Annotated in this window: 12 protein-coding genes; 10 read left to right on the forward strand and 2 right to left on the reverse strand. The window is 37.6% G+C overall.

The genetic code is table 11. The features are described from left to right. Window positions 1-113: 113 nt before the first annotated feature. On the reverse strand, window positions 114-647 hold the full coding sequence (locus BFA01S_RS18455) for a DUF2529 family protein (protein ID WP_066234207.1): 534 nt from the start codon (window positions 645-647) through the stop codon (window positions 114-116). Window positions 648-871: 224 nt separating this feature from the next. On the opposite strand from BFA01S_RS18455, the gene BFA01S_RS18460 reads away from it, so the two are divergent. From BFA01S_RS18460 to BFA01S_RS18495, 8 genes are all read left to right on the forward strand, one after another. Next, window positions 872-1,243, forward strand: a complete 372-nt coding sequence (locus BFA01S_RS18460) for a response regulator (RefSeq protein ID WP_066234210.1) — start codon at window positions 872-874, stop codon at window positions 1,241-1,243. 200 nt (window positions 1,244-1,443) lie between these two features. Then, window positions 1,444-2,301 (forward strand): class II fructose-bisphosphate aldolase, encoded by an 858-nt coding sequence (locus BFA01S_RS18465; RefSeq protein WP_066234213.1) that lies wholly within the window; start codon window positions 1,444-1,446, stop codon window positions 2,299-2,301. A gap of 173 nt (window positions 2,302-2,474) precedes the next feature. Next, window positions 2,475-3,113 carry a fructose-6-phosphate aldolase gene (gene fsa / locus BFA01S_RS18470; RefSeq protein ID WP_066234214.1) on the forward strand — a complete coding sequence of 213 codons (639 nt, stop codon included), beginning with the start codon at window positions 2,475-2,477 and terminating at the stop codon, window positions 3,111-3,113. 557 nt (window positions 3,114-3,670) lie between these two features. Further along, a complete protein-coding gene (gene murA / locus BFA01S_RS18475) occupies window positions 3,671-4,960 on the forward strand; it encodes a UDP-N-acetylglucosamine 1-carboxyvinyltransferase (RefSeq protein WP_066234218.1) in 1,290 nt (429 codons plus the stop codon). Window positions 4,961-5,052: 92 nt separating this feature from the next. Continuing rightward, window positions 5,053-6,015, forward strand: coding sequence for a class II fructose-bisphosphatase (gene glpX / locus BFA01S_RS18480; RefSeq protein WP_066234221.1), 963 nt, complete (start codon window positions 5,053-5,055; stop codon window positions 6,013-6,015). 422 nt (window positions 6,016-6,437) lie between these two features. After that, window positions 6,438-7,724, forward strand: a complete 1,287-nt coding sequence (gene rho / locus BFA01S_RS18485) for a transcription termination factor Rho (protein WP_066234224.1) — start codon at window positions 6,438-6,440, stop codon at window positions 7,722-7,724. A 151-nt stretch (window positions 7,725-7,875) separates the two neighbouring features. After that, the gene (rpmE, locus tag BFA01S_RS18490; protein WP_066234228.1) at window positions 7,876-8,088 is read left to right on the forward strand and encodes a 50S ribosomal protein L31; all 213 of its coding nucleotides are present in this window, start codon (window positions 7,876-7,878) and stop codon (window positions 8,086-8,088) included. A 224-nt stretch (window positions 8,089-8,312) separates the two neighbouring features. After that, on the forward strand, window positions 8,313-8,927 hold the full coding sequence (locus BFA01S_RS18495; protein ID WP_066234231.1) for a thymidine kinase: 615 nt from the start codon (window positions 8,313-8,315) through the stop codon (window positions 8,925-8,927). A gap of 67 nt (window positions 8,928-8,994) precedes the next feature. Here BFA01S_RS18495 and BFA01S_RS18500 read toward each other — a convergent pair whose 3' ends face one another. Continuing rightward, a complete protein-coding gene (locus tag BFA01S_RS18500) occupies window positions 8,995-9,525 on the reverse strand; it encodes a MerR family transcriptional regulator (protein WP_066234234.1) in 531 nt (176 codons plus the stop codon). Between the two features lie 312 nt (window positions 9,526-9,837). Between BFA01S_RS18500 and prfA the strand changes: the two genes are divergently transcribed. Together prfA and prmC are read left to right on the forward strand one after the other, a co-directional pair. Further along, complete coding sequence (gene prfA / locus BFA01S_RS18505; protein ID WP_066234237.1) at window positions 9,838-10,908, forward strand: peptide chain release factor 1; 1,071 nt, start codon at window positions 9,838-9,840, stop codon at window positions 10,906-10,908. A gap of 1 nt (window position 10,909) precedes the next feature. After that, window positions 10,910-11,767, forward strand: coding sequence for a peptide chain release factor N(5)-glutamine methyltransferase (gene prmC / locus BFA01S_RS18510; RefSeq protein ID WP_066234240.1), 858 nt, complete (start codon window positions 10,910-10,912; stop codon window positions 11,765-11,767). Window positions 11,768-11,803: the final 36 nt, after the last annotated feature.

Here is an 11,803-nt window from a genome sequence, read left to right on the forward strand (position 1 = left end):
TTACTGCCCGTTAAGGCTGGGATAAAAATTACAATAATCCTTTTAAAAAATTTCGACAAATTTCGACTTTTTTAACATACTTCTTACCTAATTTCTCTAAAAAGTAGAAATATTTACTCATATTCACTCATAATTTCTTTTAAAGTGAAATTAATGGCATAATATACGAATAAACTAGTTATTAATGCAGGAAAGCCGTATCTGGAACCATCGTCATCAGGAATGAGCGGACGAAGCAGTTTTGAATCAATATGAACATCTGTAATTGTTTCCAGATCTTGTTCTAAATCCTTTACTTTCGCAGAAACACCGACTATTTGAAGATCTTTTTCCGCCAATTCTTTCGCGATTTGAATTGCCTCTTCATCTGAGGAACGGTGGGTAAATAAAATAACACGGTCTTCTCTTTCGACCTCTGCCATCTTTCCATTTTCATCAAAGAGCGGTTTTGCATTTGGAATAAGTTCAGAGCTTTTAGTAGCTTCCATTGTAACACCCTCAAGCTCTTTATATCCATAAAAGTAGATAGTTCCATCGCCAACTGATGCTTGGGCAAGCAATCTTGAACCATCCTCAATTGCTAATTCTTCCTGTTCAGTGATGCGTTTTAAGTAACTCATAAGCTGAGTTGTGAAAATTTTCATCATTGTTTTGCTTATCTCCTTCTTCAAATTACTAAGTAATAAGTATTATAACGAAAGAACAGTATAATGAAAACTAATGGGGGTTTAGGAAAATAATGTCGATAAAAGGAGAAAGGTCATTTGCAGGAAAAAAGCAACTGAAACAGAATATTTACTCTATGCCAAAATAAAAAAATATGTTAATTACTATGTTGTTAAGGCTAAACTATTAATAGGAGGTGTAATGATTGAAAGAGAAAATATTAATTGTTGATGATCAGTATGGAATTCGTATTTTATTAAACGAGGTTTTCCAAAAGGAAGGCTATGAAACACATCAGGCTGCAAACGGTATCCAAGCACTTGAAATCGTTGAAAAAAATGTGCCTGATCTAGTATTGCTTGATATGAAAATTCCCGGCATGGACGGAATTGAAATATTAAAGCGCATGAAAGTAATTGATAAAGATATTCGTGTCATTATTATGACAGCCTACGGCGAGCTGGATATGATTCAGGAAGCAAAAGATTTAGGAGCGTTAACTCATTTTGCTAAACCTTTTGATATTGATGAGATTCGTGGAGCAGTAAGGAAGTATCTGCCGATAAAGTCAAATTAATCCCGTATTTTAAACCTTGACAAAATAGATAAAACTTGTTTGGAATTGTTGATGATTTGTGGATATGTTGGTATGCTATTGAATGAAGAAAAGCAAGATGCTGGACGCGGCATTCTACATATTAGGAAAACATTATAATCATATTAGTTATGATAAGCTTTTCAAGTTTTAATTAGGTTACTACATAAGGAGGGTTTTTTATGCCTTTAGTGTCAATGACGGAAATGCTGAAAATTGCGAAAGACGGCGGTTATGCTGTCGGTCAATTTAATGTAAACAACCTCGAATTTGCTCAGGCGATTTTACTCGCTGCCCAAGAAGAAAAGTCACCGGTTATTCTTGGTGTTTCTGAAGGTGCGGGTCGTTATATGGGTGGATTTAAAACTGTAGTAAATATGGTTAAGGGTTTAATAGAGGATTATAATATTACTGTACCTGTTGCGATTCATTTAGATCATGGAAGCAGCTTTGAGAAATGTAAAGAAGCAGTCGATGCTGGATTTACATCTGTAATGATCGATGCTTCACACCATCCTTTCGAAGAAAATGTGGAAGTAACGACTAAAGTTGTTGAATATGCACATTCTAAAGGTGTATCGGTTGAAGCGGAGCTTGGAACTGTTGGCGGCCAGGAAGATGATGTCGTTGCTGACGGCGTTATTTATGCAGATCCAAAAGAGTGTGAGGAGCTTGTAAAGCGTACTGGTATTGACTGCTTAGCTCCAGCATTAGGTTCTGTTCATGGACCTTATAAAGGAGAACCAAATCTCGGCTTTAAGGAAATGGAAGAAATCTCTGGTTTAGCAGATTTACCGCTTGTTCTTCACGGTGGTACTGGTATTCCGACAAAAGATATTCAAAGAGCAATTTCTCTTGGAACAGCTAAAATTAATGTGAACACGGAGAACCAAATTGCTTCTGCAAAAGTAGTTCGTGAAGTGTTGGCTGCTAAACCGGAATTATATGACCCGCGTAAATATTTAGGGCCTGCAAGAGATGCAATTAAAGAAACAGTAATTGGTAAAATGCGTATTTTTGGTTCTTCAAACAAAGCTTAATATACTAACTAATTGAGGAGGTGACCTGGCCGTACCTCTCTTAGTTGCACTGATCCTTTTATAAATTTTATATGTAGAAGAGGTTTGGCGTCAGATTGTTAGGTCACCTTCATCAACAGTAAAGTTAAGTTTAGATGTTATGTATTTCTCAAATATTAGGGAGGATATAAAGAATGTTATTTTTCATTGATACAGCAAATATTGACGAGATTAAAGAAGCACAATCTTTAGGAATCTTGGCTGGTGTAACGACTAATCCTAGTTTAGTAGCAAAAGAGAATATTTCCTTCCACGACCGTCTGCGAGAAATTACAAGTATTGTGAGCGGATCTGTAAGTGCTGAGGTTATCGCAACAGAAGCAGAAGAAATGATAGCAGAAGGAAAGGAACTTGCAAGTATTGCTCCGAATATCACAATTAAAGTTCCAATGACAGCAGATGGATTAAAGGCTGTAAAAGCATTTAGTGATTTAGGAATTAAGACAAATGTTACACTTATTTTCAGTGCTAACCAAGCCTTGCTTGCTGCAAGAGCTGGTGCGACATATGTATCTCCGTTTTTAGGACGCTTGGATGATATCGGACATAATGGACTTGATCTTGTTGACACAATTGCACAAATCTTTGATATTCATGGAATTGATACACAGATCATTGCTGCTTCCATCCGTCATCCACAGCATGTTACAGAAGCTGCTTTAAGAGGTGCGCATATTGCGACAACTCCTTTAAATGTTATTAAGCAACTTTTCAAGCATCCGCTTACGGATCAAGGGATTGAAAAGTTTTTAGCTGACTGGAATAATAAATAATTTTGAAGGGGGTAGCTCAAAAAAGTATGCCAATATAGTATCATTATATTGTTTAAACAGTATATTTTTACTGATAGAGGTTTAATGAGATGATTGAGTCCCCTATCTTCTTCTATATAGTAAGATTTCTAAAATTCTCCCTTTTTTCTTGCATTAGCATTGTTGTCCGCTTCAATTGATGGTTTAATATTGATAGTAGTATAAGAATATAAAGCTTTAATTATTTCTATTGATCATATTAAAAGTGCAAGCACCTTGAATAACCTAGAGGAAATAAGGTGCTCAAGAATAGAAGTGGAGCTGTGCTTTTCATTTTTGAGATACTATTATTTTAAAGCTAGGTCTATTATTTTGGACAAAATAACTGTTTAAAAGCATGTTTTTTTAAACTTTTAGAAAAAATACAATAATTTTGTATTCTTTCTGTATTTGTTGGAAAATATTTGTTGACAAGGGGTATTTTTTATTCATAGTGCACTTTTGGTATGAACATGCGGTTATGAGTAAATCAATAGAAGTAATTATTATAAGTCAACTTCTTAAGAAGGGAGACTATCATGGAAAAGTTAAATATTGCAGGCGGAGATTTACTAAGTGGTACGGTTAATATTAGCGGAGCGAAAAATAGTGCTGTAGCGCTCATTCCTGCGACAATATTAGCGGATTCACCAGTTACAATTGAAGGTTTACCAAATATTTCAGATGTACATACTTTGGGCAATCTTCTTGAAGAAATTGGTGGGAAAGTTATTTTTTCTAATAATGAAATGATAATCGACCCATCAGCGATGATTTCAATGCCTTTACCAAATGGTAAGGTTAAAGCGTTACGTGCGTCTTACTATCTGATGGGCGCTATGCTTGGCCGTTTCAAAAAGGCTGTCATTGGCTTACCTGGTGGGTGCCATTTAGGTCCTCGTCCAATTGATCAGCATATTAAAGGATTTGAGGCGCTTGGTGCTCAAGTGACAAATGAGCAAGGTGCTATTTATTTGCGTGCTGAAGAACTCCGAGGTGCGAGAATTTATCTTGATGTTGTAAGTGTTGGAGCGACAATTAATATTATGCTTGCAGCTGTTTTAGCAAAAGGCCAGACAATTATTGAAAATGCTGCAAAGGAACCTGAGATTATTGATGTTGCAACATTGCTTTCAAGCATGGGAGCAAAAATTAAAGGTGCAGGTACTGATGTTATCCGAATTGATGGCGTAGAAAGCTTGCATGGTTGTAAGCATTCAATTATTCCAGACCGAATTGAAGCTGGGACTTATATGATTATCGGTGCAGCAATGGGCAAAGAGGTCATTATCGATAATGTTATTCCACTCCACTTGGAATCTCTTATCGCGAAATTTCGTGAGATGGGCATACATGTTGAGACAAGTGATGATAAAATATTAATTATCGGCGGACAAAAGGAACTGAAAGCCGTTGATATTAAAACCCTCGTTTATCCTGGTTTTCCTACAGATCTTCAACAGCCTTTTACATCTTTGTTAACGAAGGCGACAGGGACAAGCGTTGTAACGGATACTATTTATTCTGCAAGATTTAAGCATATTGATGAGCTAAGAAGAATGGGTGCAGAAATAAAAGTAGAAGGCCGTTCCGCTATCATTACTGGACCTACTCCACTACAAGGTGCGAAAGTGAAAGCGAGTGACCTTAGAGCGGGGGCTGCTTTAGTATGCGCAGGTCTAATGGCGGAAGGTGTAACAGAAATTACGGGCTTAGACCATATTGACAGAGGTTACAGCGAGCTTGAAGAAAAGCTTTTGGGAATTGGTGCAACGATTTGGCGTGAACGTTTAACGGAAAAAGAAATAGAACAGCTGCAAAATTCTTAAAATAAAAAAAGGTCTGACCATTTCTATAATAGGTTTGATACTTTTTCTTAACAAGGCGCATTTTGTGCCTTTCTCTAGGGGGAGGAATTGTAATGGAAAGAAGTTTAACAATGGAATTAGTTCGTGTTACAGAAGCTGCTGCATTAGCTTCAGCACGTTGGATGGGACGCGGATTAAAGGACGAAGCAGATGATGCGGCAACTACAGCAATGAGAAACGTATTTGACACGATCCCGATGAAAGGTACTGTCGTCATTGGTGAAGGAGAAATGGATGAAGCACCAATGCTTTATATTGGTGAAAAACTTGGAACAGGTTATGGACCAAGAGTGGACGTAGCAGTTGACCCATTAGAAGGAACAAATATTGTTGCATCCGGCGGCTGGAATGCACTTGCAGTTATTGCAATTGCAGATCATGGTAATATGCTGCATGCCCCTGATATGTATATGGATAAAATCGCAGTAGGGCCTGACGCTGTCGGTTGTATTGATATTGAGGCTTCTGTCACTGATAATATTAGAGCTGTAGCTAAAGCGAGAAATAAAGATGTAGAAGACGTTGTTGCGACAATTTTAAACCGTCCTCGTCATGATAAAATTATCAATGAGCTGAGAGCACTTGGTGTGCGTATTAAGCTTATAAATGACGGTGATGTTGCCGGAGCGATTAATACAGCATTTGACCATACTGGTGTTGATATTTTATTCGGTTCAGGCGGGGCTCCAGAAGGTGTTCTTTCTGCAGTAGCACTTAAATGTCTAGGTGGAGAAATTCAAGGAAAACTTATTCCACAAGACGATAAAGAAGTGGAACGCTGTGTGAAAATGGGCCTTGATGTGAATAAAGTGTTAAGAATGGAAGACTTAGTTAGAGGTGACGACGCAATTTTTGCTGCGACAGGTGTAACAGATGGAGAGCTTTTACGTGGTGTGCAATTTAAAGCATCAAGAGGTTCTACACATTCAATCGTTATGCGTGCAAAATCAGGTACAGTACGTTTTATTGACGGCAGTCACAGTTTAAGCAAGAAACCAAATCTAGTTATAAAGTGATAAGAGAAATAGAAGAAGGCGGGTGAAAGCTCGCTTTCTCTAATTATTTAATACTTTATAATATAGTTAACCACTTTGAAAAAGCGCTTACATGTTCAATGGATGCTCTTGATTCTCTTTGCTGCTATTTTTTAACTAAGGGTAAAGAGAGAAAAAGGATTGATTAAATAATTGAAATAAGGTAAAAATAAAGAGTGCTGCATTGAAAAAATGTTAATTTAAAATAAAAACTAGATTAAAACTACTATTTGCTTCAAAGCTCACCTTCATTTTCCTTCTCTATCCAACTTTAAGTTCTAGAGGTTAAATAGATAGAAAAGGCATTTATATGAATGCTTTCTCAATGCTACTAATATGTGAACTTTTCGAAAATAAAAACGGATAAATGTTAAAAGATTTTATTCTAAAAGTGTGGTGTTTTTATGAGTCAGGTTTCAATTTCTTCTTTAGAAAATATGAAATTGAAAGAATTGTATGAACTTGCTCGTAAGTATAAAATTTCTTACTACAGTAAGTTAACGAAAAAAGAATTAATATTTGCGATTCTAAAAGCAAATGCAGAGCAAGAAGATCTATTGTTCATGGAAGGTGTCTTAGAAATAATTCAATCCGAAGGCTTCGGTTTCCTACGTCCAATCAACTATTCGCCTAGTTCGGAAGATATTTATATTTCCGCCTCACAAATTAGGAGATTTGATTTAAGAAACGGTGATAAAGTTTCAGGTAAAGTTCGACCTCCGAAAGAAAATGAGCGTTATTACGGCTTGCTTCATGTAGAAGCAGTTAATGGTGATGATCCTGAATCTGCTAAGGAACGTGTTCATTTTCCAGCATTGACACCCCTTTATCCTGATCGACAAATTTATTTGGAGACAAAGCCAAACTATTTGTCCACTAGAATAATGGACTTGATTGCACCAGTTGGATTTGGACAGCGTGGACTGATTGTAGCGCCTCCTAAGGCTGGTAAAACGATGCTGTTAAAAGAAATTGCTAACAGCATAACGCAGAATAACCCTGAGGCTGAATTAATCGTCTTATTAATTGATGAAAGACCAGAGGAAGTAACAGATATAGAACGTTCTGTTGCTGGTGATGTCGTCAGCTCAACATTTGATGAGGTGCCTGAAAACCATATTAAAGTGGCAGAGCTCGTCTTAGAACGTGCTATGCGCCTTGTTGAGCATAAAAAGGATGTTATTATTTTAATGGACAGTATTACACGTCTTGCGCGTGCGTATAACTTAGTTATCCCGCCAAGCGGAAGGACATTGTCCGGTGGTATTGACCCTGCTGCATTCCATCGTCCGAAGCGCTTTTTCGGTGCAGCCCGTAATATTGAAGAGGGTGGAAGTTTAACAATACTTGCAACAGCACTAGTCGATACAGGTTCAAGAATGGACGATGTCATTTACGAGGAATTTAAAGGAACAGGTAATATGGAATTACATTTAGACCGTTCACTTGCTGAGAAAAGAATATTTCCTGCAATTGATATCCGCCGTTCTGGTACTCGTAAGGAAGAGTTGCTCGTTCCAAAAGATCATCTTGAAAAACTTTGGGCAATAAGAAAATCAATGACAGATACGCCTGATTTTGTAGAGAAATTCTTAAGAAAGCTTCGCCAAACAAAATCAAACGAGGAATTTTTCAGCAGTCTGGACGCTGAAATGAAAAACGCTGGAAGTGCAGCAGGAAAAACTCGTTAATTTTCAAAAAAATAACTTCATCTTGCAATTGATAGTAACCCTTGTTATAATCTTTGCATGTGCTTTTTAGTATTTTCGATAAATTATCGGAGATATCTAAAAATGATAACTCTGTTTCGAATATGACTCAGGGCGGAAGGAGATGAAAAGAATGAAAACAGGAATTCATCCTGGCTACAATAAAGTTTTGGTGAAATGTGCATGTGGTAATGAATTTGAAACTGGATCTGTAAAAGAAGAGATCCGTGTTGAGGTTTGTTCTGAATGCCATCCATTCTACACAGGACGTCAGAAATTTGCAGATGCAGGTGGACGTGTAGATAAATTCAACAAAAAATACGGCCTTAAACAACAACAACAATAATAAAGGTTTTTACAGAACAGGCAAGTTTTTAAACTTGCCTGTTTTTTCACGCTAATGAGTATGAATTTACGAGATTATTTCATAATAATATGTTTAAAATAGATGAGGATATAGTTTAATTCTCTTAACTTAATATAGGATTGAAGTACTTTATTAAGTGAGGAAAGTTAAACATTTTTATTTTGTGAACGGACTTTAATAGGGAAGGGAGAGGTCTTCTAAAGATGTATGTGATGAAACAAAGCGGGTGGCTTGAAGTTATTTGCGGCAGCATGTTTTCCGGGAAATCAGAAGAGTTGATTCGCAGAGTGAGACGTGCAGGGTTTGCAAAGCAAGAAGTAAGAGTATTCAAGCCGGTGATTGATAATCGTTACAGTGAAGAGGAAGTAGTTTCCCACAATGGAACAGCCATCGTTTGTATGCCGATAGCTTCGTCCGACTATATTTTTAAATACGTAACAGAAGATACGGATGTAATTGCTGTTGATGAAGTTCAGTTTTTTGATGAAAAGATAGTGGATGTTTTAACGAAATTAGCGAATGATGGTTACCGTGTCATTGCGGCAGGATTGGACCAGGACTTCAGAGGAGAGCCGTTTAGTATCGTGCCAAATTTAATGGCGATAGCTGAATCTGTGACGAAGCTGCAAGCAGTTTGTGCTGTATGTGGTTCCCCTGCAAGCCGTACTCAACGATTAATAAATGGACAGCCTGCTTCTTATTATGATCCTATCATTTTAGTAGGTGCATCTGAATCATATGAGCCAAGATGCCGTCATCATCATGAAGTCCCGGGTAAACCAGTTAGTAGAGAAGACAATAAGACATCGGTCTATTAGAAGGCATTTTACAGCTATATACAGAAAATAAGCGGGCTGCTCAATTTATTTGAGTCGCCCGCTTATTTTAAAGCCCGAATATAGAACTAATAATATTTTTTCGTTTCGGTTGAAAAGAAGTTTTTTGCTCTGGATGATCAAAGATGAGTACTTTCTCTTTTTTATGTTCTGTTTTAGTCGCTTCTTTTTCCAGCTTTTGTACTTTTTGTTCTAGGGATGCAATTTTTTTAATCAATTCTTCCATTTCTTTTCTATGCTGAAGCAGCTGATAGGAGACGACATCATCTGCTTTACGGTTAATTGTGCGTTCAAGATCATCGAGCCGTTCCTGGAATTCATGCTGATTATAATCCATTTGTATTTCTGTCTTATTTACGATTCCGATTCGCTTTTTCTTTTGCCCTTCTGCTGTTATATCCTGCAAGAGAACACCTTTTGCGAGCTGGTCTTTTACATTTTGCAAACTCGTAATATCCGCTTCTGAAAACTGATAATGGCCAAGCTCATTTCGCTCTAATTGTAAGTTTAACTGTTTTACCCATCTCATGACAGTTCTAGGTGATACATTAAGTAATTTTGAAACAGCCGTCATATTCATCGTTCTTGTCCTCCTTCTTTTTTAGCTTAGCGGACCTTCTATATAGAACGATTTCGACCTTCTGTTCTGATTCCCTTCACGTTAGACAAAACAAGTTTTAATTCGGCAAAGAAAGTCGTAAACATCCTAATTTTCCAACAGGTTATCGACTATTTTCATACAATTGAATAATGATATTTATAGATAAACATTCTTATTTAATTTGCTGATCTATGACAAGAGAGTTTAATTTCTAAAACGTATTTGCCTTTGACCATACATGTAACCTATACTATAATTATAATGTTATGCAGTAAAATTGAGGTGACGAATTTGTTAGATCGTTTACAATCTGTAGAATTTCGCTATGATAAATTAAATCAGCTTTTAATGGATCCTGATGTCGTGAATGATCCGAAAAAGCTTCGTGAATATTCAAAAGAACAATCTGATTTACAAGCAACAGTGGAAGCATATCGTGAGTATAAAGATGTTCGTGAACAATTAGCGGACGCTAAAGCGATGCTTGATGAGAAATTAGACGCTGAAATGCGTGAAATGGTAAAAGAAGAAGTAGGGGAGCTTGAAGAACGAGAAGAGGAGTTAGAAGCTCGCTTGAAAATTCTCCTCATTCCAAAAGACCCGAATGATGATAAAAACGTTATTATGGAAATTCGCGGTGCAGCGGGTGGAGAGGAAGCCGCGCTATTTGCATCTAATTTATACCGTATGTACAGCCGTTTTGCTGAAGTGCAAGGATGGAAAACAGAAGTAATGGAAGCAAATGCAACTGGTACCGGCGGTTATAAAGAAATTATTTTCATGATAAATGGTAAAGGTGCTTATTCAAAATTAAAATTTGAAAACGGTGCTCACCGTGTTCAGCGTGTACCTGAAACAGAATCTGGCGGACGAATTCATACATCAACAGCAACGGTTGCTGTATTGCCTGAAGCAGAAGAAGTTGAAATTGATATTCATGAGAAAGATATCCGTGTTGATACGTTCGCTTCAAGCGGTCCCGGCGGGCAAAGTGTTAATACGACGATGTCTGCTGTCCGTTTAACACATCTTCCAACTGGTACTGTTGTATCATGTCAAGATGAGAAGTCGCAAATTAAAAATAAAGAAAAAGCGATGAAAGTTCTTCGTGCCCGTGTTTATGATAAATTCCAGCAGGAAGCACAAGCGGAGTATGATCAAAACAGAAAGCTTGCTGTTGGTACCGGGGACCGTTCAGAACGAATTCGAACATATAATTACCCGCAAAACCGTGTGACAGATCACAGAATTGGCTTGACTATCCAAAAACTTGATCAAATCTTAGAAGGGAAGCTTGATGAAGTTATTGACGCATTAATTGTAGAAGATCAATCAAGCAGACTTCAAGCGGCGGAGGATTAAGATGAAATATATTTTTGAAGCCCTGAACTGGGCTTCTTCTTTTTTAGAAGAAAACAGAAGAGAGAAGTATGCTGCCGAGCTGCTTTTAATGAATCAGCTCGAAATGGGACGTGCTCATTTTCTTGCTAATTTAAGAATGGAACTTACGGAACATCAAATAGCTCAGTTTAAAGAAAGTATTCATAAACATGCAGAAGGGATACCTATTCAGTATATTATCGGCTTTGAAGATTTTTATGGCAGACGTTTTTATGTAAATGAAGAGGTGCTCATTCCACGTCCTGAAACAGAAGAGCTTGTTGAGGGCATTCTTAAGCGGATACCGGCCCTTTTTGGAAATAAGGAGATACTGAAAGTTACTGATATTGGGACAGGAAGTGGGGCAATTGCGATAACATTAGCGTTAGAAAATGCAAAGTGTGAGGTAACTGCCATTGACATTGCCCCAGCTTCTATTGAAGTTGCAAAGCGAAATGCCACTGTATTAGGTGCAGAAGTTAACTTTATTCATGGGGATCTGCTGCAGCCATTGCTTTGCGATCCGAGTGTGCGAATGGATATTATCGTGTCCAATCCTCCTTATATACCGGATGAGGAAATCGCGACATTATCAACTGTTGTTAAAGACCACGAACCGATGAGGGCACTGGCAGGCGGGAAAGACGGACTCGATTTTTACCGCCGATTAGCTGAACAAATTCCGCAAGTCCTCAATGCTCCTGGGCTCGTCGCTTTTGAGATTGGAGCTGGCCAAGGTGAGAGTGTGAAGGATTTGATGGAAAGAAGTCTTCCGAATGCCAAAGTGGAAATTGTATATGATATAAATGGTAAAGACCGCTTTGTTTTTGCCGAACAATAAGAAAAGGGGCTATCCGATAAGTCCCTAATAAGTTTT

This window comes from Metabacillus fastidiosus NBRC 101226 (assembly GCF_001591625.1).
Taxonomy (GTDB): Bacteria; Bacillota; Bacilli; order Bacillales; family Bacillaceae; genus Metabacillus; species Metabacillus fastidiosus.

What these genes read in the sequence shown, in the direction of transcription:
- rho (WP_066234224.1), top strand. Translation starts at nt 6,438, where the DNA reads ATGAGTCAGGTTTCAATTTCTTCTTTAGAAAATATGAAATTGAAAGAA.
- rpmE (WP_066234228.1), top strand. Translation starts at nt 7,876, where the DNA reads ATGAAAACAGGAATTCATCCTGGCTACAATAAAGTTTTGGTGAAATGT.
- murA (WP_066234218.1), top strand. Translation starts at nt 3,671, where the DNA reads ATGGAAAAGTTAAATATTGCAGGCGGAGATTTACTAAGTGGTACGGTT.
- BFA01S_RS18455 (WP_066234207.1), bottom strand. Translation starts at nt 647, where the DNA reads ATGATGAAAATTTTCACAACTCAGCTTATGAGTTACTTAAAACGCATC.
- prmC (WP_066234240.1), top strand. Translation starts at nt 10,910, where the DNA reads ATGAAATATATTTTTGAAGCCCTGAACTGGGCTTCTTCTTTTTTAGAA.
- BFA01S_RS18500 (WP_066234234.1), bottom strand. Translation starts at nt 9,525, where the DNA reads ATGAATATGACGGCTGTTTCAAAATTACTTAATGTATCACCTAGAACT.
- glpX (WP_066234221.1), top strand. Translation starts at nt 5,053, where the DNA reads ATGGAAAGAAGTTTAACAATGGAATTAGTTCGTGTTACAGAAGCTGCT.
- fsa (WP_066234214.1), top strand. Translation starts at nt 2,475, where the DNA reads ATGTTATTTTTCATTGATACAGCAAATATTGACGAGATTAAAGAAGCA.
- BFA01S_RS18465 (WP_066234213.1), top strand. Translation starts at nt 1,444, where the DNA reads ATGCCTTTAGTGTCAATGACGGAAATGCTGAAAATTGCGAAAGACGGC.
- BFA01S_RS18495 (WP_066234231.1), top strand. Translation starts at nt 8,313, where the DNA reads ATGTATGTGATGAAACAAAGCGGGTGGCTTGAAGTTATTTGCGGCAGC.